The sequence below is a fragment of the Pallidibacillus thermolactis genome (assembly GCF_025660415.1).
Lineage (GTDB): Bacteria > Bacillota > Bacilli > Bacillales > Caldibacillaceae > Pallidibacillus > Pallidibacillus thermolactis.
This window is the reverse complement of the sequence record NZ_JAOUSE010000042.1, coordinates 1-25,734: the sequence shown is the minus strand read 5'-3', so window position 1 is coordinate 25,734 and position 25,734 is coordinate 1. Positions and strand designations below refer to the sequence as shown.

Here is a 25,734-nt window from a genome sequence, read left to right as displayed (position 1 = left end):
AAACTGGACATGGAAAAGACCATGTCCAGCCTAAATAAGATAAGAATCTTAGAAAATGATGAGCAAAAAAAGACAAATCCCAACTCAAATGAAGCATTTGAGTTGGGGTTTGTCGACAGTCTGCAAGGAATAGGTCATGGCCTATTCCTTTTAACGTATTTCTACATATTGAATCCTATGATTAATCAAACGCTTGTTTAATTGAATCCTAATTACTAATACAAAATTTTTGATCAAACGTTTGATATATAAAAAATATATTCTCAATTTAACGTGTGATTTTTTCTGGAATTTAAATGGAATGTACGAGCTCCTTTTTCTGAGTAATAACACTAACAGCAACAAATGCTAAAAAAGATAATAGAATAGGAAAGATAACAGTATGCATACCTAACGCATTCGGATAAAATTGATGGAATAAGATATAAGAAGTCACACCTACAATCATTGAGCTAATCGCACCATATTTGTTTCCCTTTTTCCAATACAATCCCAACACAACCGGCCAAATAAAGGCAGCCTCTAATCCTCCAAAAGAAAATAAATTTAACCATATTAAGAAATCTGGAGGACTTAAAGCCATTAAGTAGACAATTACACCTAAAATCGCTGTTACTAAATAACTTATGCTTCTCACCTTTTGATCCTGTGCTTGAGGATTAACGTAACTTAAATAAATATCTTTTACAACAGCTGAACTTACCATAATTAACAAAGCATTAACAGTTGACATGATTGCTGCCATTGGCGCAGCTAATACAATACCTGCGAAGAAAGGTGGTAAGACTTCCATTGTGATCGTTGGCATCACTGAGTCAGCAACGGCTATATTAGGATGAACCGCTCGAGCAAATACGCCGACTAGATGCATCCCTAACATAATGATTCCAACAAATACTGTAGTTATAATAATTGCTTGATGCATTGATCTTGAATTTTTATAAGACATCGCACGAACAGCTATTTGTGGTAAACCAACAACACCTATCCCAACAAGAATCCAATATGAGGAAACATAACTTGCTGAAAGGCTACCGTCTGCTCCAAAGGGAGTTACAAGCCCTGGATCAATGGCCATAAGTTTTTCCATAATATTGTTTATTCCGCCGCCAGCATTTATAACGGCTACGAGTAAAATTAACGTTCCAAAAAACATAATTGTACCTAAAATCGTGTCCGTTAAAGCAACGGCACGAAAACCACCAATAATAACATAGATCATAACAGAAAAAGCAAATATCGTTAACGCGATTGGATAAGAAATAGGAAATAGCGATTCAAGTAAGCGTGCTCCTCCTACCCATTGGGCAGCAATCGATGAAAATAAAAAGATGATAATACTAATGGCTGCAAGTATTCCAATCCATTCGCTATGATAACGATTTTTCAAAAAGTCAATTAATGTAATTGCTCGATATTGTCTTGATACAATCGCAAATTTCTTTCCTAAAACCGTGAGGACAAAATAACCTGTTGGAAGTTGGGCCATTGCTAATAATACCCAACCAAGTCCAGTTGAATAAGCAATTCCTGGTCCGCCTATAAAACTACTGGCACTTCCATATGTTGCCATCATCGTCATCGCCAAAATAAATCCACCCATACTCCGACTACCTAAAAAATACTCTTGTAAAAATGAGTCCGAATTCCTGACATGTTTATTCGTCCAAAACCCAACAATAAAAATAATAAATAGGAATATTATAAGAGGCAACACAATTCCCCAATTCATCATAAAAACCCCACTCTCTATAACAAACTATTTATCCTATTGATTTTTCTTTCTCTTCATCTACTTTATCTATTTCCTCTTCAAAAGTTACCTCTTTAAAGCAATACTTAACGACAATTATAACCAGTATGGACATAACAATTAAACTAACAATACAACTATAAAAAAACCAAGCTGGAAAACCAAGGATATATGTATACTCTTCTGGGGATTGAGATCCAAGACCATATGCAAAAGCAAACCACCAAATAAAATTAAATAAAACTAAACCAATACCAATCCAAGCTTCCTTCTTCGCTACTTTAAAGCGTGAATCATCCGAAAAAATTTTATCCTTGTCCATTTTTCTCCTCCAATTTTAGACATTTCTCGAAACAATCATAGCAGTATTTAAAAAAAATGGAAATAAATTATTTTTAAAATGGATAAGGGTCTGAATTCACCGTATAAGTCATTTGTATTCTGTGTTCCCACGGTAAGGTTCAGACCCTAGATTTTTTCATTTATTATCTTTACAATTACAATTTTTAGCTTTTTTAATTTTGTGGAGAAATGGAGTAAAATTATGTTCTTTCATCCGTTCAAAATGTTTATCCATACTTTCCTTGATTTTATCACCGCGTTCCTTCGAAATTACTCCGTATTCAACATATTTATCAATCATTTGTTTTCTAATCTTGTGTGATTCGCTTGCCAGTTTTTCAATTTCTTCCAGTTGTTCTTTTGTCAATTGAAACTCTTGATTGCCCTTTTCTATGATCTCGTTGTTCCCAATTTTTGCCTCTTGCGGAGCTGTTTTCCATATTTGACCGTTTATTTCGACTGAATCCCCTACTTCAGTCGGAGTTGCTGCTAATGCAATGGGTCCTCCTATAAAAGCAACGATTCCTGACAATAGGATTGATATGAGTTTTTGAAATTGGCAAAACAATTCCTACATCTCCTTAACATCATTATTTTTCCTTAGAATGTGCAGGATGTAGGATGATTATACAAGAAACACCATTTTTTCCCTTTAAATTTTTAATGAAAACAATTTATATAAGACATTGTTTGTTATTTCTAATTTTCATGCTACACTTTAAAACCTTTCTTAAATCAAATTGGGGTAGTCTAGAAAGTCTGATTATTGGGGATTTTTGAAAGTAGGTTGGGGATACAAATCCAGTGGATCGGCCTCAGCACCTTAAGCACACAAGCACCTTTGCAGGGGCTTTCACTCGTGTACCTGGTGCTTACGTTTTCAGCCAAAAGCGTTTGCTGTTCTTGCTGGAGTAGTCGCAAATATCCGCTATATGACTTATTGGACCGCCCACTTTACAAGCCAGGTCAATCTTTCAATTTGCTTTCTGCTAATTTCAGCTGTAATTCTACTTGTGAAAAGGCAGTTCCTCCATAGCTATTCCTAGCCTCTACAACATGTTTCGGCGTAAGAACTGCGTAAATATCCTCTTCAAATAAATCGCAAAACTGTTTATACTCTTTAAATGTTAAATCTAGTAAATACTTATTTTTTTCGATTGCATAAAGAACAATTTTTCCGATAATCTCATGAGCCTGGCGGAATGGTAGACCTTTGTTCACTAAGTAATCCGCAAGATCCGTTGCATTGGAATAATCTTGGCGAACAGCTTGATACATTTTTTCTTTATTCACCGTCATAGTTTCGATCATCGGTGCTAAAAGTTTTAATGAACCTGTCAACGTTTCTACCGTATCAAACATTCCCTCTTTATCTTCTTGTAAATCTTTATTATAGGCAAGAGGGAGACCTTTTAATACCGTTAATAATCCGATCAAGTTTCCATATACACGACCGGTTTTCCCACGTAACAACTCCGGCACATCTGGATTTTTCTTTTGCGGCATTATACTTGAACCTGTACAAAAGGAATCATCTAATTCAATAAACTCAAACTCCTGACTCGACCAGAGGACGAGTTCCTCAGATAATCTCGATATATGGGTCATTAAAATGGACGATATGGATAAAAACTCCAATATAAAGTCACGATCACTTACTGCATCTAAACTATTTGGGTAAACCGTGTCAAAACCTAGCAAACTTGCTGTTAGATTTCGGTCAATCGGGAAAGTTGTTCCAGCTAGTGCACCAGCTCCTAATGGTGACCAATTAATCCTTTTTAAGCTGTCATGCAATCGCTCTTTATCTCTTTCAAACATCCAAAAGTAAGCCAAGAGGTGATGACCAAGACTAATCGGCTGAGCTCGTTGTAAGTGTGTATATCCCGGCATAACCGTTTCAATATGCTCTTTTGCTTGTTTAACGATTGCTTTTTGCACCGATTTAAGCATGTGGATGATTTCCTTTGTTTTCTTAAAAAGATATAGGTGCATATCCGTTGCAACTTGATCATTCCTGCTTCGTCCAGTATGGAGTTTTCCACCAACTGGACCGATTTCTTCGATTAATAGCCGTTCAATATTCATATGAATATCTTCATCTTCAATCGAAAATTCGACTTCACCAGCATTCATTTTTTCTTTTATCGTTAGTAATCCTTTTTTAATGGTTTCAACATCATCTTCATGTATAATGCCGCAAGAACCTAACATTTCAACATGGGCTAAGCTTCCTTCGATATCTTCTAATGCAAGTTTTTGATCAAATTGAATTGATGCCGTAAATTCTTCAACTAATTTATTCGTTTCCTTCGTAAAACGTCCTCCCCAAAGTTTACTCATGCTTTGCCCTCCACGTCTATTGAAACTTTATTTTAATTTTACAGCTTCTTCATTTTTATGCACTTCAGCAAATACCTTTGTTGGTAAGCCCCATAACTTAATAAAACCAACAGCAGCGTTATGATCAAATAAATCTTCTTTTGAATAAGTAGCCAATTGTTCATTATATAGACTAACAGGAGATTTCCTTGCCACAACCGTATAATGACCTTTGAAAAGTTTGACTTTAATGGTTCCTGTAACAGATTTTTGAGTTTCTTCAACAAAAGCATCAATGGCAGACTTTAAAGGAGAATACCATAGGCCGTCATATATAATTTGAGCATACTTTTCATCAATGTAAGATTTAAACTGAGTTACTTCCCTTGGTAATGTTAATAGTTCTAACTCTTTATGAGCCTTAATTAACACAACAGCAGCTGGATTTTCATAAATTTCCCTTGATTTAATACCAACTAGTCGATTTTCAATATGATCAATTCGACCAACACCATGTAATCCTGCCTTTTCATTTAACACTTCAATAATTTGGACAAGATTCATCCGGTGACCGTTCAAGGCAACAGGAACTCCTTTTTCAAATTCAATTTCAACATATTCTGGTTCATCGGGTGTTTTTTCGACTGGATTCGTCCATTCATACGCTTCTTCTGGGGCTTCATTCCAAGGATTTTCTAAAACACCAGCCTCACATGCCCTCCCCCAAATATTTGCATCGATGGAAAATGGATTATCTAAGTCAACTGGAATTGGAATTCCATGTTTTTCTGCATATTCAATTTCCTCTTCGCGGTTCATTCCCCACTCACGCACAGGTGCAATAACTTGTAAAGAAGGGTTTAATGCTTGAATGGAGACTTCAAAACGAACTTGATCGTTTCCTTTTCCTGTACAGCCATGGGCTACTGCAACGGCTCCTTCTTCTTCTGCCACTTGCACGAGCAACTTAGAAATTAACGGACGACTAAGTGCTGAGGATAATGGATATTTTCCTTCATATAATGCGTTTGCTTTTAGACTTGGCAAAATATATTCATTCGCGAGTAAATCTTTTCCATCAATTGTTATCGATTTAATCGCCCCTACATTAAGAGCCTTTTGACGAATTTTCTCCATATCTTTACCTTCGCCACCGACATCGATAGCTAACGCGATTACATCATATCCATACTTTTCTTGTAACCATTTAATTGAAACAGATGTATCTAAGCCACCTGAATATGCTAAAACAATTTTTTCTTTAACCATGTGATCCTCTCCCTTTGTATAAATAAACCACATTTTGTATTTTTATACATTTTACCGTATTTTTATAAATAATGCTACAATAAATTTTTTAAAATTGCTTTTTGAGCATGAAGTCGATTTTCTGCTTCATCAAAAACAACTGAATGAGGACCATCTATTATTGAAGCTGTTACTTCTTCTCCACGGTGCGCAGGTAAACAATGCAGAAAAATATAATCATTATTTGCATGCTTACATAATTCATCATTTACTTGATAAGGAGTGAATACCTGTAAACGTTCTTCCGTTTCATCCTCCTGTCCCATGCTCGTAAAAACATCAGTGACAACAACATCAGCACCTACAATCATCTGTTGCGGGTCCACACTTATTTGAATTGTTGAACCCGTGTTGTTTGCAACAGTTTGTGCATTCTTTACTACTTCTTCATTTGGCATAAAACCTTCGGGGCTTGCAATTGAAATGTCCATTCCCACTTTAACTGCTCCTTCAATTAGAGAATGGGCCATATTGTTGTTTCCATCACCAATAAAGCACATTTTCAATCCTTCTAACCTTCTTTTATGCTCATATATCGTTTGCAAATCGGCTAACACTTGTGTTGGATGATGTAAATCGGTTAACCCATTAATGACAGGAACAGATGAATATTTAGCAAATGCTTCAACAGTTGAATGAGCAAATGTACGAATCATAAGCCCATCTACATACCGAGATAAAACTTTTGCAGTATCGTAAATCGTTTCACCTCGCCCAAGTTGGATATCCCTATTACTCAAAAAGATTGCCTGACCTCCAAGTTGATACATCCCAACTTCAAAAGATACACGGGTTCGTGTTGATGACTTTTCAAATATCATTCCTAGTACTTTTCCTTTTAAAAACGGATGTTGCTCACCATTTTTTTGCATTTGTTTCAGTTTTATGGCTTCATCGATTAAAAATAAAATTTCATCACTCGAAAGTTCGGCTAATGATAAAAAATCCTTTCCTTTTAAATTGATATCATATTTGTTTTTTATTAACGATTCAGTCACCTTTACACCACCTTTTAAATTTGAATATAATCCTGCAAATAATGACTTATCGGTTTTACACGAAAATCAACCGTATCTTCTTGATAAAGATAAGCTTCAAAAGTTTCCAATGCAGTAAAAAGAGGAACATTTTGGCGCATGAAAAACTCTCTCATAAATTTACCGAAGGTTTTTTTATGGCTAGTTTTTGTTGGTCTAATAATAGCAACATTAATTTTTACTTCTTTTAACAACTGTTCCAGGCGATTTTTTTGTCGATTTACAACAGTTGTCGCCAAACCATTTCTTCGTAGAAAATCTGCTGTTCCTTCTGTTGCAAAAATTTGTAACGGTTCTTTTATATCTTCTAAGATTCGTAGAAGGTATTCCTTATCTCGATCAGCGACTGAGCAAAAAACCGTTAGCGATTTAGAATATTTAACATCTCTTTTACCTGCCACTTTTTTGAATGCCTCTGGAATTGTATGTCCAATACCTAGTATTTCGCCTGTCGATTTCATTTCCGGTCCTACACTTGGGTCAACATTTTTTAACTTATTAAAGGAGAACACTGGTGCTTTAACAGCGTAAAATGGTACTTCCTTCACTAAACCTGTTTCATGTAATGCTTCTCCAATTTGTGCCGCAACTCCCCATTTAATAATCGGTATCCCTGTTACTTTGCTTAAGATTGGAACTGTTCGCGATGCCCGTGGGTTTACTTCTAAACAATAAATTTTTTCTCTATGAATAACAAACTGCATATTTGCAACACCAATAATACCTGCTTCTAAACAGATCTTCTTCGCATAGTCAGTTAGGACTTGTTTTTGTTCACCTGTTATTGATTTCGCTGGATAAATACTGATACTATCTCCTGAATGAACCCCAGCCTTTTCTATATGTTCAAAAATCCCTGCAATAAGAATGTTCTTTCCATCACAAATACAATCTAATTCACATTCCAACCCAGGCAAAAATTGATCCACTAATATCGGCCACGTTCTTTTTTCTGTATTCATAATAGTTTTCACATATTCATCTAATTCTTCTTCTGTGTAAAGGACTTTCATCGACTGCCCACCGATCACGTAAGAAGGACGAACAAGAACCGGATAACCTAACTGGATCGCACTTCGTTTTAATTCGTCTTCCGAATAAGCAATTTTTCCCTCTATATGTGGAACAGCTAATCTGTCTAACAGTTCATAAAATAGCTTTCGATCTTCTAACAAATCAATCGTTTTCGTTGCTGTTCCAAAAATATGAACGCCCTCAAGTTCTAAGTCAGCAGCAAGATTAATTGCTGTCTGGCCTCCGAATTGTAAAAAAACCCCGTCCACATTTTCTTTGTATACGATATGTAGGATATCTTCTGTCGTAATTGGTTCAAAATATAATTTATCAGACATTGAGTAATCTGTACTTACCGTCTCCGGATTATTGTTTACAACAATGGTCTCGTAACCGAATTCCTTTAATGCCATAACTGCATGGACACATGTATAATCAAATTCAATCCCTTGCCCGATACGAATTGGACCTGAACCAACGATTAACACTTTCTTTTTGTTTGACGATTCAACTTCATCTTGGCCATGCCACGTCGAATAATAATATGGTGTTACCGCATCAAATTCACCAGCACATGTATCAACAAGTTTATAAGAAGGAACAAGACCCATTTTTAGTCGTTTTTTACGAACCTCTTGTTCTGTACAATTAAGAAGACTTGCTAAATAACGATCTCCGAAATTTAGTTGTTTTGCTTTTATTAAGATATCTTTCGGTAAGGTGTCAACATCATAATTCTCAATCTTATTTTCAAACATAACCAGTTCTTGAATTTTATATAAAAACCAGCTATCTACTTTTGTGATTTTTTGAACTTCCTCAATAGACATTCCTCTGCGAAAGCACTCAGCAATGACAAATAGTCGTAAATCAGTCGCTTCTTCAAGTTCACTAATCAATTGTTCTTTACTCATCTTTTTTACAAGCGGATGAGATAAACCATCTACCTTATATTCCAGGGAACGTAAAGCCTTATTTAATGCCCCTTCAAACGAACGATCGATTGACATAACTTCACCCGTTGCTTTCATTTGCGTTCCCAATTTAGTATCCACTTCTGGAAATTTATCAAACGGAAAACGAGGTAGTTTCATTACAACATAATCCACTGCTGGCTCAAAGGAAGCATAAGTTGTTCCCGTTACAGGGTTGATAATTTCTTCTAATTGGTAACCGAGGGCACATTTAGTTGCAATTCGAGCAATTGGGTAACCTGTTGCTTTTGATGCTAAAGCACTTGAACGGCTTAAGCGTGGATTAACTTCGATGATATAATATTCATTTGTTTCCGGGTTTAACGCGAACTGAATGTTACAACCACCAATAACACCTAAGGAACGAATAACTTTTAAAGAAGCATTACGTAAAATATGATATTGTTCATCGGTTATCGTCTGACTTGGTGCAACTACAATCGAATCACCAGTATGGACACCAACCGGATCAATATTTTCCATATTGCACACAATGATGCACGTATCATTCCCATCGCGAATGACTTCAAATTCGATTTCTTTCCAACCCTTTATACTTTTTTCTACTAGTACTTGATGAATTGGACTTAAGGTTAATCCCTTTTTTAAAAGCTCTACAAGTTCTTCTTCGTTTTCAGCAAAGCCACCTCCTTCACCACCAAGGGTATAGGCCGGGCGAACAATGATAGGGAAACCAATCGAGCGAACAAAGTTAATACCTTCTTCAACAGTAACAACAATTTTGGATTCAGGAATCGGTTCACCAATTTCTAACATTAATTTTTTGAATTTATCACGATCTTCCCCTTTTTGAATTGCCTCGACTGCTGTACCTAAAACTTCCACATTATATTTATTTAAAAGTCCTGCCTCTTCAAGTTGAACAGTTAGATTGAGTCCGGTTTGACCACCTAATGTACCTATAATGCCATCCGGTTGTTCGTTTTTAATAATTTTTTCCACCACATCCACTGTCATCGGTTCAAGATATACTTTGTCAGCAATATGTTCATCAGTCATAATCGTTGCTGGATTATTATTTAAAAGTACAACTTCAATTCCTTCTTCCTTCAATGCTAAACAACCTTGTGTACCTGCATAATCAAATTCTGCAGCCTGCCCAATTACGATCGGACCTGAACCAATAACGAGTACTTTTTTAATTTTTTTATTTAACGGCATATGACATTACCCCTGTATTTTTATTAACTGTTTCCAAAAACGAATGAAATATATGCCCTGTCTCCATTTGAGAAGGGAAAACAGTATCTGGATAAAATTGAACGGTTTGAATTGGCTTTTGCTTATGTTCAATTCCTTCTATTGATCCATCATTCACATTTTGGTATGAAATATTAAATTCATTTCGATCAATCGTTTGATCAATAACGGTATACCCATGATTTTGTGTCGTGATATATACTTTGCCGGTGCGTAAATCTTTAACTGGGTAATTACCTCCACGGTGCCCAAAAGGTAAAGCTTCTGTTTTTGCGCCATAAGCGAGTGCTACAAGCTGATGACCTAAAGAAATACCTAAAGTAGGGAACAACGTTGATAATTTATAAATTTTTTCAATTTCATCAATTAAGTCCATCGGATCACCTGGTCCATTGCTTAACACGATGCCATCTGGCTTTAGCTGTAAAATGTTTTCAAAAGAATAATCATAAGGAACAAGTGTTACTCGACAATTTGCATTTATAAAATATTGAACAATCTCTTGTTCAACACCGAAATCGACAATTACGATATGAGGAGCATTAACATCGTTCGTATATTGAATAACTGTTTTTGTTGAAACTTTGTTTACTGGTTTGAAGGAGGTATTTGTTTCCGGTTTATCGTTCATATCATCAGAAATAACTGCCTTTACTGTACCTCTTTTACGAATTGTTTTTATTAGTGCACGTGTATCAACTTCAGTCAAACAAGGTATATTATCCTTTTCTAAAACAGATTCCATTGAAATGGCCAAAGGATCATAGGATGGTACATTACAAATTTCCTTTATTACCACACCTTGGGCGTATATTTTTTTAGTCTTGTTTTCTTTGCTTCGAATTCGGTAACCTCCAATGACCGGATAAGAAAAAACGATAATTTGGCCTGTATACGAAGGGTTTGTTAATATATGTTGATGACCTGTCATACTTGTATTAAAGACAATTTCACCAGCACTTCTTTTTACTTTTCCTATCAGCTTCCCCGAAAAAATTTCACCCGTTTCCAAAATAATGTAACCTGTAGTCAACTTCTTCACCTCCGAATTATGCCACTATCTGTATCTTTGTATTGATTTAATACATGTTGAAACACTTCAAAAAACCTCTCAATCTCATTTTCCGTTATCGTAAGCGGAGGAAGTAAACGAATGGTATTATTACCTGCTGTTAAAATGAGGAGCTTTTCTTCAAGGGCTAACTGAACAATTCCGCTTGGATCGCCGTCAATTTCGATCCCAATCATGAGCCCCAATCCACGAACATCTTTAATAAATGTGAAGTTCTCTTTCAGTTGTTCTAACTTGGATTTAAGAATGAAACTCATCTCTTGTGCTGAATGTAGCACATTCGTTCCAACTAATTCTTTGACCGTTTCCAGACCAGCTGTGGCAGCGAGTGGATTTCCTCCAAAAGTACTTCCATGGGTACCGGGGGTAAAATGTTGTGCTACTTCTTTTTTTGCAAGCATCGCTCCAATTGGAAATCCTGAACCCAGTCCTTTTGCTAAAGTAACCATATCCGGTTCAAAATTATAATATTCATAGGCAAATAGTTTTCCAGTTCTCCCCATTCCCGTTTGTACTTCATCAACGATGATTAGAATCTCTTCTTTTTTACAAATAGATGTAAGTTTTTCTATCCACTCTTGTTTCGCTGGAATGACTCCACCTTCACCTTGGACTAATTCTAAAATGACCGCACAAGGTTTCATATCTATTAATTTATTTAAATTTACATAATCGTTATAGTTTAAATATGAAAATCCTGATACTAAAGGATGGAAACCTTTCTGGATTTTTTCTTGACCGGTTGCCGAAAGTGTTGCCATGGTCCTTCCATGAAATGATTGTTTGAAACTGACGATATGTGGCAATTTGTTGTGATCAAATGCATACTTTCTTGCAAGTTTTATCGCTGCTTCATTCGCTTCAGCCCCACTGTTACAAAAAAATACTTCATCAAAGCAACTATTTTCGCAAAGCTTCATTGCCAACTTTTCTTGACTTTGAATCAAAAAAAGATTTGAACAGTGCCAAAGCTGTTCTAGTTGCTCTTGTACCGCTTTTTTTACACCTTCTGGTACATGGCCTAAATTACAAACCGCTATTCCAGAAGTAAAATCTAAATATTTTTCACCTTTATCATCCCAAACATACGCACCTTTTCCTTTTACAAGATTTAAAGAATAACGCTGATATGTGTTCATTATATGGCTAGTCTGTAACATTACCATATTTTCACCTACTTGATATAAAATCTTTATTTGATATCGTTGTACCAATTGGTAGCCCTTTTACATAAGAAAGAATTGCATTTTCTTCTAAGCCATTCAAAATAACGACCTCATCAATACCTTCTTCAAGACATTCGATTGCGGCTGTAACTTTCGGAACCATTCCGCCTGTAATAATCCCGCATTCTATCAATCTCTGGATTTGTGTCGGTGTCAGATCATTTAATAAACGGTCATCCTGTATAACTCCAGAAACATTTGTGATTAAACACAGTTTTGCATTAAATTTTTTCGCAACCGCAGCCGCTACCATATCTGCATTTATATTCCACCGCTGTCCTTTACCATCAATGGCAATGGGAGAAATCACAGGTATAAGTTTCGAATCAATCAAACATTGCAAAAATTCAACATTTACTTCATCTACCTTTCCGACATAACCTAGCTTATGATTGCTTTGCAGTGGTGATGCTACTAAAAGTTTTCCATCAATCCCACTCACACCAATTGCTTTCCCACCAGCAATTTGTAGATTTCGAACAATAGCCTTGTTCATTGAACCAGATAGTACCATTTCGGCTATATTCAAAACTTTTTCATCAGTTACCCGCAGCCCGTCAACAAACTTCGTCTTTATATTAAGTTTATTAAGTAAATTTGATATTGTCGGACCTCCACCATGAACAACAACGGGTTGAATACCTTGATTTTGAATTTTAACGATATTTTCATACAAAGACGGATGAATATTGTCCAAAACACTACCACCACATTTTATGACTAAATAGGTCATCATTTACACCCCTTTATGTCCGATACATCGCATTAATCTTTACATAATCATAGGTTAAATCACATCCCCAAGCTGTAGCATTACTTTTACCATCGTGTAAGTCTACAATAATCTGAATTTCCTCATTTTCTTTTAAATAGGTCGTAACGTTTTCTTCAGAGTAAGTTTCCGGTAATCCATTCTTTACGACCCGTTGTTCGCCGATATATACATCAATTGAATTGGAATTAAGTTGAACACCACTATACCCAATCGCGGCAACGATTCTTCCCCAGTTCGGATCCTCACCAAACATGGCCGTTTTAACCAGGTTGGATCCAATAATTGATTTGGCAATTTTTCCTGCATCAGCACTCGTATTACATCCCTTGACTTTTACTTCAATTAGTTTTGTTGCACCTTCTCCGTCTTTCGCAATTTGCTTTGCCAACGATTCACATACTAGATACACACCAGAAAGAAAAGTGTCCCATTCAGCATGATGTTGAGTTAATTTAGGATTACCTGCTAAACCGTTAGCAAGGAATACGACCATATCATTAGTACTTGTATCTCCATCAACAGTAATCATATTAAACGTTTGATTAACCGATTGCTTTAAAGCAATATTTAATGCCTCTTGACTTATGTTGGCATCTGTCGTAATAAATCCTAACATTGTTGCCATATTCGGATGAATCATACCTGAACCCTTTGCACAACCAGCAATGGTAATTGTTTTTCCATCGATCTTTAATTGAACACAAGCCTTTTTTTGTGTCGTGTCCGTCGTTAAAATGGCCTTTTCAAAACAATCCACATCATTATCTAAATGATGAATTTGATTAATACCGTCCTCCAATTTTTGCATCGGTAGCTGTTCACCAATGATACCTGTGGAACTCACAGCAACAAGATGTTCATCTACTCCAATGCGATCTGCAAATAATTTCCGCATAAATAGCGCATTTTTATATCCTTCATCACCCGTACAAGCATTTGCGATCCCGGAGTTAACAATAACACCTTGAATTTTCCCTGAAATTTTAATACTTTCCTTAGTCACAAGTAATGGAGCTGCTTGAATTTGGTTTGTTGTATACACTGCTGCTACTGTTGCAGGAACCTCAGAAAATAGCCAGCCAAGGTCAAGACGTTTTCGTTTTATTCCACAATGTAATCCACCTGCATAATAACCCTTCGGTGTTGTAATACTGCCATTTTTTAGTGTCACGACTTGTTTCGTTTGAACTAATTGTTTGTTCATACTCTTTTAACCTCCAATTTTATGGGTATAGAGGAACATTCATTAAACCCGTTGTTTCTTCCCAACCCGCAAGAATATTCAAATTTTGGATTGCCTGACCAGATGCACCTTTAACTAAGTTATCGATTACAGAAATAATGATAAGTCTATTCGTCCTTTCATCAACATAAAGACCGATATCACAAAAATTGCTACCGAAAATTTCCTTTGTAGTTGGGTATTGCCCGACTTGACGTATACGAATAAATGGTTCATTTTTATACATTTCTTTGTATAATTGATAAATTTCCTCAATAGATAGATTATGGATTAAATCGCAATAAATTGTGCTCATGATCCCTCGGTTTATCGGAATTAAGTGCGTAACAAATGATATTGGAGCTTCTTCGCCACTTATTTCACGAATAACTTGTTCTATTTCTGGAATATGTTGATGGTGACCAACTTTATAGGCTTTTATATTTTCATTAACTTCTGTAAATAAGTTGGCGACATTCACATTTCTACCTGCGCCAGATACTCCTGTTTTAGCGTCAATATGGATAGAATACAGGTCAATTACTTTGTGTTGTAATACCGGAATTAAACCAAGTAAAGTTGCTGTAGGAAAACAACCAGGGTTGGCAATTAATTTTGCTTCTTTGATTTTATGGCGGTTCAATTCCGGTAATCCATAAACCGACTCTTGTAAATATTGATCATTTGCAGGTGACTTTTTATACCATTGTTTATAATCTTCAGGTTTTTTTAGTCGAAAATCGCCAGATACATCAATACATGTTACACCTTTTTCTAAAAAGTCTGGGATTAAATCTTTTGTAACACCTGCAGGCGTAGCAAAAAATACTAAATCTACTTCTCTCGCAATCTCTTCAATATCAATATGTTCAAGAGACATATCTACAAAATTCTCTAAATGGGGATATAGCTCTAAGATATTTTTGCCACTAGTTGAATGAGAAATCATTTTCGTTAAGTCTGTATAAGGGTGATGTTGCAGTAAACGAATTAATTCAATCCCACTATATCCATTGGCACCAACGATACCGACCTTCACAGAATCATCTCCTAATCTCTTTGTGTTGAATAATTATACCTAATTATGTATAAAAATACAACACATTACGTAATTTTATTTTATTATTTTATAAATTTAGTTGGAATGAGTGCTATAGACTCAAAATCTCACACCACTTTACGTTCAAACACTGTATAAAGTAGCTCAGCCATAATATGTAGCGCAAAAGTCCTTCAAAGTTATTAAACATTGAAACCCTTGGTTACTCCAATTTGAGGAGTTCCCAAGGGTTTGTATAGGCGTCTTATCCAATTAAGCAATTTAATCCCACTCTTTCTGAGCTTAAATAAGTAAAGCTTTACAATAACTAAACCAATTGAATTTACTATTTACTAAAACACTTGTTTATATTGCCAGATCTTCTCTCCGTAATACTTTTTCAAGTTCATCTAACGCTTTTTCTTCGTCCGGACCTTCTGAACGAATAGAAATTTTCTCTCCAGTACCTACCCCAAGGGACATAACCCCTAATATGGACTTTAAATTCGTATTTTTCCCTTCAAACACCAAAAAAATATCCGATTCGAACTTGTTTGCTGTGCTAACGAGAATAGATGCAGGTCTTGCATGGATTCCTGCTTGATCTACTACTGTAAAATGCTTTTCTATCATTTGAAAACTCTCCTTTAAATAAAAATTAATTATTTAAGAAAATGATGTAGCCATAATACCAGTAGGTTTCGTACTAGCATGTGCACCAATTTCTGGATAAAACAGTACTTTTATTGAATTCAATTCACGATTTATAATTTTTTCAAATGTTTCTGGTCCTTTGTGAAGCTCAAGTCGATGAGATATGATTGGTTTTGTTTGAATTTGACCAGTACTCATGTAATGAATACTTGCTTGCCACTCTTTTCCCGGAAAAGGTGCAGATACCGCATTCCATGAGCCATAAACAGATAACTCGTTTCGAACAATTTTTTCAAAGTATAAACGTTCAATGGTAATATCTGCATACGGAATGCCTAAAAACACAACATTTCCACCTTTTTTGGGCAAAGCGAATACTTGTGCGGATGTTATTGGGGAACCGGCACATTCTACAGCTAAATCAACACCGCGTCCGTTTGTATATTGTGTTATTTGTTCGTGTGGTGGTGCCTCTGAAGAATGAATCAACACATCTGCACCTAGTTCTTTCGCAATTTTCAATTTATGATGATCAATATCAATTGCATACACTTTACTTGCTCCGAAAATCTTTGCCCATTGAACGGCTAATAGTCCAATGCTTCCTACTCCCACCACAGCCACTTCTTCTCCGGGCTGCAAGTCCGAACGATAAAAGCCATGTGCTACAACCGAAGAAGGTTCGACAAGTGCAGCTGTATCAAAGTCTAGATGATCTGGAATAGGTAGTAGATGACTTGAAGGTAATTTGACATATTCCGCGTAAGCTCCAGGATGTCTAGCCCCGATGACAGTTAGATCTTCACATTGAGAAGGCAAACCACTTTTACAGCTTTCACAAGCTCCGCATACATATGTTGGACATGCCGCAACACGGTCCCCCGGTTGAAAGTCTGTGACACCACTTCCTACTTCAGCCACTACACCTGAAAACTCATGCCCAAACGTCATCCCTTTCACATAAGGACCAAGCTTGCTATAACGCGAAATATCCGAACCGCAGATACCTACAGCCTTCACTTTAAGAATAACATCATCTGGTTTTTGAATGACAGGCTTTGGCGAATCTTCAAAACGAATATCTTTCACACCATAAAGGTTTAATGTTTTCATTGGATCCAATCCTCTCTATCAAATATCCTTTATCGAAGAATAGCCTCTTACTTCTTTATTTTTCTTATTGAAAAACATGTTGTATACTGATAAACTGATAACGACCGTATTGCATATTAGTTGATGTTTATAATAAAAAGTACTGATATCTCTCATTGGTCCCAGCATTATATCTAGAAATGCATCTACCATATAAAGACCCCATTTCTTTTTAATTTACGTTTCAACGTTGACATGATAAGGTAAGATGTGTCCCACTATCCTATCAAAAAATAATAGTATGAATTTAAAATCATTTTTGTTGTTTGAGTTCTTCTGGACCACATGAACCAATACGTACTGCATATTTATGCACTTCCATATCATCTTCGTAAATGTTCTCTATAAATATTTCTTTATTTATTGTCGATACGTAAACCTTTCCCACCTTTATTCTACTGGTGTAAGTAACACTTTAATGGCTTCCCCGCTCTTTATCACATTATACGCTTCCTCCCATTGGGTTATATTAAATACATGAGTTATTAGAGACTCCGCATTTACTTTCCCTTCACTCATTAAAGTAAGGGCAGGTTCCCAATCATCAGGTTTTTGACTTCTGCTACCTACTACATGAATTTCCTTTTGAATGATTTTTTCTAGATCAAACTGTACGTCTTGTTGTGCAAATAAGCCAACTTGTACATATTTTCCTTTTTTTCTTAGCAGGTCCAAACCTTGTTTAGCAGCAAGAACAGCACCTGAACATTCTAAAACGACATCCGCTCCATAACCTTTCGTTAATTTCTTAACTAATTCTTTAACATCTTCTTCTTGTGTATTTATTGCATAATCAATGCCTAATTCCTTCGCTTTATCTAACCGAAGTTTATCGTTACTTATCCCTGTAATAATGACAGTTGCTTTTTGGCTTTTCGCTACCTGAGCTGCAAGTAATCCAATTGGTCCCGGACCAGTCACAACAACAAGATCCCCTTCATGAATCTTTACTTTTTCAATTGCGTGATAGGTACATGCTAGTGGTTCTGTCATTGCCGCAGAAAGAAAGTCTACATTTTCCGGTAAATGATGGACACTTTCCTTCCGAGCGATGACATATTTGGCAAATGCACCATCTTGTTGTGTGCCAAGGCCTTTCCGATGATTGCATAAATTGTAATCACGTGTTTGGCAATATTCACATTTTCCACAAATATAATAGGTAGTTTCCGAAGTTACCCGATCACCAACTTGAAACTCTTTAACCCCTTCACCTACTTCTACTATCTCACCTGAAAACTCATGTCCTAACGTAACAGGTACACCAACTTTGTAATCACCTTCATACGTATGGATATCGGATCCACATATCCCTGCATACTTTACTTTAATTTTTACTTGATCCTTTTTAGGAAACGGTTCTGGTTTACTCTGAACTTCTAAATTTCCGAAGCCTAATTTAGTCTTAACTAACGATTTCATCCTCTATATCTCCTTTAATCTTATAATATACATTGGAATACTAATATTTTTATGAAATGGAGGTTCATGAAATCTCTGCTTTTCAGATTAGAGATACGAATGACTCTAATTAAATAATTCAAATATCTTCCAAATAATCCAGTTTACTAGATTACCACCTTGGTCTATACTGGACACCATTGCAGAATTTTCTGGAAATTTTACATCTGCCTGCTTTGCCATATCAGTCATAATTGGTGCGATATCTGTTGCCATATAAAGAGATAAGGCAACCATTATCGTTCCGACAATAACAGAATGAATAATATTCCCTCTAGATGCTCCTACAATAAAAGCAATTAAAAAAGGGATTGTAGCTAAGTCTGCAAATGGTAGTACATTGTTTCCAGGTAGGACTACTGCTAAAACAACTGTAATAGGAGTTAGGATTAATGCTGTTGCTATGACACTTGGGTGGCCTAAAAGTACTGCTGCATCTAAACCAATGGTAATATCCCGGTTTCCAAACCGTTTGTTTAACCATTCTCGAGCAGATTCGGAAACAGGCATTAGTCCTTCCATCAAAATTTTAACCATACGTGGCATCAAAATCATAACTGCTGCCATAGACATTCCGATATTGACCACATCTCCAACATCGTATCCTGCTAATAAACCAATCGCTGCTCCTAGGATTAATCCCATAATCATCGAATCGCCAAATATACCAAAACGATTTTGAATTGATTCTGGATCAGCTTTTAACTTATTTAAACCAGGAATTTTCTGCAAACCTTTTACCAATAAAATATACGGTGCATAGGATATCGTACTACCAGTCGCAACAGACACACCTGGCATTTCATAAAAGTCACGAACCATAGGAGTTGTCCAGTCTGCTACTTTCAAACACACAATTTGGAATATAACCGCCGCAATTAAACCTTGAAAAATACTTCCTGAGATTGTATATACCAACGCTGCTACAAATGTATAATGCCAATAATTCCAAATATCAACGTTCATTACTTTTGTAGTTTTGGTTAAAAGCATAACAACATTTACCACTAATCCCAGCGGGATTATAAATCCTGCTATAATGGAAGCCCATGCAATCGACGATGTCGCTGGCCACCCAATATCAATAACGTTTAGTTCCACACCCAAACGTTCCACCATAGCTTGTGCTGCAGGTCCTAAGTTAAGGGTCAGCAAGTCAATGACAAGAAAAATACCGACAAATGCTACTCCTATCGTTATACCTGAACGAAAGGCTTTACCAGGTTTTTGACCAAAGAATAAACCTAACAAAAATATAGCAACCGGTAAAATGACCGTAACACCTAGATCAAGGAAAGCTTGTATAAAGTCAATAAAAGCTTGCATAATCATTCAACCTCACAATCTTGAAAGAATTTACTCGGTTTCTTAACCTTAGAGAAACCGAGATAATTCCTTATTACTTTTTAAGCTCTTCTAAAATTTGCTTTTTTGTTTCTTCCACACCAATTCCTGTAAGGAATGTTCGAGCATCAATGACTGGGAACTTAAATTCCTTTTTCGTCATTGCTGTAGTAACTAATAAATCCGCAGAATCTTCATAAGCAGGCACCTCTGCAATTTTTATTTGATTAATCTCCACCTCTAGATTGTTTTCCTTAGCCAGTTCTTCAATTGCTTTATTCACAACCGTTGAAGTTGCAATACCTGCACCACATGCTACTAACACTCTTTTCTTCCCCATTATTTCTCACCTCCTTTAAAATCTACCATTTCTAATTTTTCTTCTAACAGATTTTTAATATCTGTTGCATTGGATTGATTTAAAATATCTCTTAATAAATTAGCATTTTGAAAGATTTCAATTAGCCTTTGTAACAAATTTAACTGGGAATCAGCTTTGTCCATAGCTAACATAAATACCAATTGAACTGATGTTGTTTTACTGTTATTTCCCATGATTTTAAAATCTACCGGCTGCTTTAATACCCCAACACTTAATGTCTTTTTCCTTACATGCTCGGCGTCAGTATGAGGAATCGCAACTGATACTCCTTCTGTAGGTAGCCCCGTTGGAAATTCGTCTTCTCGTTTCAGTATTGCTGGAACAAAACTTTCTTTCACTAAACCTTGATCTACTAAATTTTCAGCCATTATTTGAATGATTTCGCTATCCTTTTCTCCTTCTAAATTTAGTAGAATAACAGATTCGTTGAAAACAAAATTACTCACAACTTGTCACCTCCCACCATCTGTAACCACTTATCAACGATGTGAGTATTTACTTACTATTTTAAATACTTCGTTAGTTGATTCGGACTGCAGTAATTTATTTCTATCCTCCTCACAACTGACCATCTTAATAAGCTGCATCAAAGCATGAATATGTTTCTTCTTATCTTCTGCGGCAATGACAATAATAAGATAAATTCGGTTGTTTTGCAGATAATCGACACCTTCTTTAACTACTAATAAACTCATTCCTACTTCCTTTACGCCTTCTTCCGGTGATGCATGCGGTATAGCCACACCTGGACCTATCATAATATAGGAATCTTGTACACTATATTGAATCATCGAATCTATATAACCTTCGGTAATATTCCCACTTTCAACCAGCGGCGCTGCACATATTTTTACGGCATCTTCCCAAGAATGGACGGCATTTTTTATTTGAATCCTGTCGGGGGTAATGAATTCATTTAAATTCCATTCACCACCCTGCTCTTTCACAATAGCCATATTTTCATCCCTGTTAAAATAAGCTTTCAAATCTCTGACTAGACTATCCTTATTTTGAATAATTGCATGATTCGAGATGACATCGACAAGTTTACTGAAATCAATTTCGTGTGGGAGGTATCCATGAATCTCAAGCATCACCTGTTTACGCAAGCGGCTTTTATCCTCTTTTCCAAGTAACACCTTCGTTACAAAGAGTTTCTTATTTGTCTCAATAAAAATAGGTGAAAAAACAACATCATAATCTAAAGAATAATGAATAAATTCGCGAACAGACAAATAATCTAAGAAGACAAACTCCGGAAAAAGATCTCTTAATTCATTAAACATAACTTTAGATACAGAAACTCCCTGCGGACAAACAACAACTGCTTTGATCTTTTTTTCAATACTTTCTTTCTGCCGGCTCATCCAAGCGCCTACATGCATCGTAATCGGAATGATTTCATTCTCAGGAATTTCAGAGCCAATGAATTCTTTTAACGGAGAGATGGAGCGTTTTACTAGATGGTGCAATGCTTGAAATTGTCTGCTCATCTTTCCTTGAAAATTCATCGTATCTGTCAAATGATACCTTATCCGGTAATATGCCGGTTTCAAATGTTGTAATAATCGTTCAATTAGCTCTTCACGATCTTCAAAGTAAATACATGCACTTTTTTCAAATTGTCGAAGCATCCTGTCAATTGCAGGAAGAAATTCCGAAGTCAATGCTTCTGACGAAAAATCAGCAGTAACCACGTCAGCTGTCAATAAATGTAATGTAATAAAGAGTCGTTCCGATACGGTAATATTTTTATAATCTCGAAGTAAAGCTTCAGTAGCCTGATATTCTTTTGTATGGGACAATTCTTTGTATACTAATGAAACATCGTCGATTTGATGCCCCTTTTCAATCCGTTTTAGAATTAAAAATAACACAAATGACATCGTTTTTAATTTCTCATCCGTAAATCTCAGATTTAGTTTATTTTCCACTTCCAATATTCGATTGGTAAACTCAGTCATTTTTTCATCGCTAATCATGGCTATTTTCTTTATACGATCTTCACCGTTCATCATTTCTAACATTTGATACGTGACATCTAATAGTAGCTTACGGATTTTAAATTCATTTCCTTTTAGGACATAGCCATGCTTTCTGGAATAGTTAATACTTAAATTGTATTCGTCTAACAGTTTCTGAGCTTTTTTTAAATCACTTAACACGGTATTTTTACTGACATCTAACTCAAACGTAAAATGGTATAAGGATAACTCCTCCATCGAACTAAGGAGCATCAATAAAATGACATAGATCCGATGTTCTTCTGTCAAAATCTGTGACTCGGAAACAAAAGATAACTCTTCCGATGCCGCAACCTCAGTAAAAATCGCTTTATCGATAACAAAATGACCTTGTCTCGTTCTCTCGATCATTGGAAGGTTGTTCGTTTTGAGCCACTCATTGATTTTTCCCATTGTATAACCTAGTTGTCTTTTCGTCAGCTTAAATTTCTTTTCAATGGAAGCACTTGTCGTACTCGGATTACTAATTAAATATTCTAATATCTTTCTGCATCTCTCCTCCATCCCCATTTTGTTTCCCTCCTATATAAAAGATACCATCATTCCCTACAGTTTTTGTATACGTTTTCATCACAAAATTCTGAATTTTTGTTGTTCATCACTGTGATTTACATGAACAATACAATTTATTGAACAATAATATCAAAAAATCTTTATTTTGTAGGTAATACAAAAAAGAGGCTGCTCTTTCCATCAGCCTCATAAAAATTAATCATATTGAATATCCTTAAATATTACTCAAATTTTCTATATTTTGATTTACCTACAGATTTAACAAAATCATTGGGTTCACCAACAGAATATAAATGCAATTCATGCATCGCCCGTGTACATGCTGTGTAAAATAATGTTCGTTCATCTTCATGATCATAAACATCATTAGCACAATTATAAATTATTACTGCATCAAACTCGATTCCTTTTGCCAAATAACTAGGAATTATTAAAACTCCTTTCTCAAAGGAAGAGGTTTCTTTTCGAATTAGTCGTAAATGTAATTCCTCTTTTAACATTTCATACGCTTCATGTGATTCCATTGCTGTTTTGCATATAATTGCAACCGTTTCAAACCCTTTATTTTGTAAGTCTGTTACTTTTTTAATAATATTCTCATTAAGTTTACTCTTATTCGGAACAATTGATAGTGTAGGAACTTCACCTTCCCTATTGAATGGCTCTATTTTATGATTAGCCGTAAGCATTTCTTCTGTAAATTCTACTATTTGTTTTGTTGAACGATAACTTTTTGTTAAAACAATTCTTTCCAGTTCTTCCTCCGGAAATAAATTTTCCGACTTTGCAAATGCATGCTCATTATGAATAGAGTGGGTAAAAATAGATTGATTCATATCCCCTAAAATCGTCATTCTACTATTAGGGAAAATTTCTTTTAAATAACTTAGTTGAAACGGTGAATAATCTTGTGCTTCATCAATAAATAAATGACGAATTGAATTATAAGTATGTTTTCCTTCTATTTTATCTTTTAAATAAAGGAAGGGGGTCGCATCCTCAAAAAGGAGTTCGCCTGTCGCTAACCGTGCCAATGTCAGCTTTTTGATCTCCATCCATTCATCTGGTAGTTTTAGATCCACTAACTTCAATTGTGCCCAAGAAAAAAATTTCCTATATAACCCGATAATGTCAATAAAGACTAGATTTGCTATTTTATCTCGTAACGGTTTTAATCTTCTTTTTACCACCCAACCTGCAAGAAGTTGTTCTTCCCGTGCAAAATCATCAAAAGTATCTTCAGTAAACCGTTTTTGTTTTTGTAGCTTCCGATAAATTTTTAAATAATCATCTTTATTGAGTAATTCTCGCTCCTCTTCTACCCACTCTTTTGATCGCTCATTTTTCTCTACCACTTTTAACTTGTCTAATAACCATTCTTTTACAAGACTAATACGATTAGGAATGGAAGAAATTTGTTTTAAACTATAAAAATAATCATATATTTCCTTTTTACTTATTAAGAGTTCTCCTCGAAAACGAATATTTTTAAATAACATTCCTGTAGTAAGTAAATCTTTAACATAATGATCAATGATTTTTTTATAAGCTAAACTTGCTTTAAACTGAATTGATTTTTTTCGGATATCATATGCTTGATCTTGCTTGGCACCAAGAACATATTCTATTTGGGTGTATGGATTTTCTATATCGATATTTAAACGTTGCTGCAAATATTGGTAAAACGTACTTTGTTCCATATTATCTTCCCCGAGTTCTGGTAACACCGTACTAACATAACTGTTAAACATTTGGTTTGGAGAAAATAATAAAATATTTTCAGCCTTTAATGTCTCACGATATCGATAAAGAAGGTAAGCTACCCGCTGCATCGCTGCTGATGTTTTCCCACTTCCTGCTGCACCTTGGACAACTATATATTTCTTCTTATTATTGCGGATAATAGCATTTTGTTCTTTTTGAATCGTAGCTACAATATTTTTCATATGGTTATCCGCTTGGCCACTTAAAACAGCTTGGAGAATTTCGTCACCAATCGTTATAGTTGTATCAAACATTCCTTTTATTCTTCCATTACGAATCATATATTGCCGTTTTAATTCAATTTCACCTTTAATTATACTATCCATCGTTTCATATTGAGCAGGTCCTGGGGCATAATCATAATACATACGAGCAATAGGTGCTCGCCAATCATATATAAGGAAATTTTCACCATCCTCATCCATTAAGGAAAATAAGCCAATATATATTTGTTCTGCTTTTTTTTCACCCTCTTCTACAAAGTCAATTCTACCGAAATAAGGTGAAGATTTTAGTCTTTGCAAATTTTTATATTGTTTATGAAATTGCCCATGGCTACGTTCCCTCTCACCAAGCAACTCCGCTTGTTGTTTTATACTGGCGTGAGTTTCAATGACATCATCAGGATCGTCAATATTAACAGTGACATCATCCCAAAAGGATTTTCTAAGGGAAACAATATCTTTTTTTAAGTTCCCTGTTTTACTTTTTAGCTTTTCCATCTGTTTTTCTATGCTATCGATTACCTTATTCACTCGCACTTGTTCTTTTTCTATAATTTGTTCGTGATCCGCCATTAAAACACCCCTTCTCACTTTTGCAAAAAACACTTGACTTCACTTTTTTTATTTAGTAATATATAATTGGGTACAATTTAAAAAAATACTATAATGTTGACCGTTTTTTATTATAGCATATTCTTATATTAAAAATAAATTCTTTTTCTACATAAATTTCTGTTTTCCTCAGACTTTTCCTTGTCATTCAAAAAAGCAACTTTAAAAAAAGTTGCTTCAGCTTGTAGACAAAGTCCCTAACTAGTGGCCAAATCTACAGGCTTTTTTTGTATAATAGGGATAGAATTCTTGGTTAACGGGGGAAATTTAGGATGTTATCGAAGCGTACAGACAATAAT

At 35.4% G+C, this 25,734-nt stretch carries 22 protein-coding genes; 1 reads left to right on the top strand and 21 read right to left on the bottom strand.

Going from position 1 to position 25,734, the window contains the following annotated elements:
• Window positions 1–201: hypothetical protein (locus tag OEV82_RS12220; RefSeq protein ID WP_263062044.1), on the top strand; the 201-nt coding region annotated here is incomplete at its 5' end.
• Window positions 202–292: 91 nt separating this feature from the next.
• On the opposite strand, the gene panF is transcribed toward OEV82_RS12220, so the two are convergent.
• From panF to helD, 21 genes are all read right to left on the bottom strand, one after another.
• Window positions 293–1,732, bottom strand: a complete 1,440-nt coding sequence (panF, locus tag OEV82_RS12215; RefSeq protein WP_263062043.1) for a sodium/pantothenate symporter — start codon at window positions 1,730–1,732, stop codon at window positions 293–295.
• A gap of 31 nt (window positions 1,733–1,763) precedes the next feature.
• Window positions 1,764–2,075 carry a YhdT family protein gene (locus tag OEV82_RS12210; RefSeq protein WP_173657674.1) on the bottom strand — a complete coding sequence of 104 codons (312 nt, stop codon included), beginning with the start codon at window positions 2,073–2,075 and terminating at the stop codon, window positions 1,764–1,766.
• A gap of 156 nt (window positions 2,076–2,231) precedes the next feature.
• On the bottom strand, window positions 2,232–2,663 hold the full coding sequence (locus tag OEV82_RS12205; protein WP_173657673.1) for a YckD family protein: 432 nt from the start codon (window positions 2,661–2,663) through the stop codon (window positions 2,232–2,234).
• A gap of 398 nt (window positions 2,664–3,061) precedes the next feature.
• Window positions 3,062–4,438, bottom strand: a complete 1,377-nt coding sequence (argH, locus tag OEV82_RS12200; RefSeq protein ID WP_263062042.1) for an argininosuccinate lyase — start codon at window positions 4,436–4,438, stop codon at window positions 3,062–3,064.
• Window positions 4,439–4,465: 27 nt separating this feature from the next.
• A complete protein-coding gene (locus OEV82_RS12195; RefSeq protein WP_173657671.1) occupies window positions 4,466–5,686 on the bottom strand; it encodes an argininosuccinate synthase in 1,221 nt (406 codons plus the stop codon).
• Between the two features lie 74 nt (window positions 5,687–5,760).
• Window positions 5,761–6,723, bottom strand: coding sequence for an ornithine carbamoyltransferase (gene argF / locus OEV82_RS12190; protein WP_263062040.1), 963 nt, complete (start codon window positions 6,721–6,723; stop codon window positions 5,761–5,763).
• Window positions 6,724–6,737: 14 nt separating this feature from the next.
• Complete coding sequence (gene carB / locus OEV82_RS12185; RefSeq protein WP_263062039.1) at window positions 6,738–9,932, bottom strand: carbamoyl-phosphate synthase (glutamine-hydrolyzing) large subunit; 3,195 nt, start codon at window positions 9,930–9,932, stop codon at window positions 6,738–6,740.
• Window positions 9,919–11,013: a carbamoyl phosphate synthase small subunit gene (locus tag OEV82_RS12180; RefSeq protein WP_407672769.1), complete on the bottom strand. Its 1,095-nt coding sequence runs from the start codon at window positions 11,011–11,013 to the stop codon at window positions 9,919–9,921. The genes carB and OEV82_RS12180 overlap by 14 nt, the downstream gene beginning before the upstream one ends.
• On the bottom strand, window positions 11,010–12,209 hold the full coding sequence (locus OEV82_RS12175) for an acetylornithine transaminase (RefSeq protein WP_407672770.1): 1,200 nt from the start codon (window positions 12,207–12,209) through the stop codon (window positions 11,010–11,012). The genes OEV82_RS12180 and OEV82_RS12175 overlap by 4 nt, the downstream gene beginning before the upstream one ends.
• 4 nt (window positions 12,210–12,213) lie before the next feature.
• Complete coding sequence (gene argB / locus OEV82_RS12170; RefSeq protein WP_173662241.1) at window positions 12,214–13,002, bottom strand: acetylglutamate kinase; 789 nt, start codon at window positions 13,000–13,002, stop codon at window positions 12,214–12,216.
• A 13-nt stretch (window positions 13,003–13,015) separates the two neighbouring features.
• Window positions 13,016–14,248 carry a bifunctional glutamate N-acetyltransferase/amino-acid acetyltransferase ArgJ gene (argJ, locus tag OEV82_RS12165; RefSeq protein WP_263062037.1) on the bottom strand — a complete coding sequence of 411 codons (1,233 nt, stop codon included), beginning with the start codon at window positions 14,246–14,248 and terminating at the stop codon, window positions 13,016–13,018.
• A gap of 19 nt (window positions 14,249–14,267) precedes the next feature.
• Complete coding sequence (gene argC / locus OEV82_RS12160) at window positions 14,268–15,305, bottom strand: N-acetyl-gamma-glutamyl-phosphate reductase (RefSeq protein ID WP_263062036.1); 1,038 nt, start codon at window positions 15,303–15,305, stop codon at window positions 14,268–14,270.
• Between the two features lie 366 nt (window positions 15,306–15,671).
• The gene (locus OEV82_RS12155; RefSeq protein WP_263062035.1) at window positions 15,672–15,938 is read right to left on the bottom strand and encodes a phosphocarrier protein HPr; all 267 of its coding nucleotides are present in this window, start codon (window positions 15,936–15,938) and stop codon (window positions 15,672–15,674) included.
• Window positions 15,939–15,971: 33 nt separating this feature from the next.
• Window positions 15,972–17,072, bottom strand: a complete 1,101-nt coding sequence (locus OEV82_RS12150; RefSeq protein WP_263062034.1) for a galactitol-1-phosphate 5-dehydrogenase — start codon at window positions 17,070–17,072, stop codon at window positions 15,972–15,974.
• 292 nt (window positions 17,073–17,364) lie between these two features.
• Window positions 17,365–17,499 (bottom strand): hypothetical protein, encoded by a 135-nt coding sequence (locus tag OEV82_RS12145; RefSeq protein ID WP_263062033.1) that lies wholly within the window; start codon window positions 17,497–17,499, stop codon window positions 17,365–17,367.
• 2 nt (window positions 17,500–17,501) lie between these two features.
• Entirely contained in the window at window positions 17,502–18,533 is a 1,032-nt protein-coding gene (locus OEV82_RS12140; RefSeq protein ID WP_263062032.1) for a zinc-binding dehydrogenase, read from the bottom strand.
• A 105-nt stretch (window positions 18,534–18,638) separates the two neighbouring features.
• Window positions 18,639–19,898 (bottom strand): PTS galactitol transporter subunit IIC, encoded by a 1,260-nt coding sequence (locus OEV82_RS12135; RefSeq protein ID WP_263062031.1) that lies wholly within the window; start codon window positions 19,896–19,898, stop codon window positions 18,639–18,641.
• Between the two features lie 73 nt (window positions 19,899–19,971).
• Window positions 19,972–20,256: a PTS sugar transporter subunit IIB gene (locus OEV82_RS12130; RefSeq protein WP_263062030.1), complete on the bottom strand. Its 285-nt coding sequence runs from the start codon at window positions 20,254–20,256 to the stop codon at window positions 19,972–19,974.
• Complete coding sequence (locus tag OEV82_RS12125; protein WP_263062029.1) at window positions 20,256–20,744, bottom strand: PTS sugar transporter subunit IIA; 489 nt, start codon at window positions 20,742–20,744, stop codon at window positions 20,256–20,258. Before OEV82_RS12125 ends, OEV82_RS12130 begins: the two co-directional genes overlap by 1 nt.
• A gap of 33 nt (window positions 20,745–20,777) precedes the next feature.
• Window positions 20,778–22,832 carry a BglG family transcription antiterminator gene (locus OEV82_RS12120; RefSeq protein WP_263062028.1) on the bottom strand — a complete coding sequence of 685 codons (2,055 nt, stop codon included), beginning with the start codon at window positions 22,830–22,832 and terminating at the stop codon, window positions 20,778–20,780.
• Window positions 22,833–23,056: 224 nt separating this feature from the next.
• On the bottom strand, window positions 23,057–25,396 hold the full coding sequence (helD, locus tag OEV82_RS12115) for an RNA polymerase recycling motor HelD (RefSeq protein ID WP_263062027.1): 2,340 nt from the start codon (window positions 25,394–25,396) through the stop codon (window positions 23,057–23,059).
• Between the last annotated feature and the right edge of the window lie 338 nt (window positions 25,397–25,734).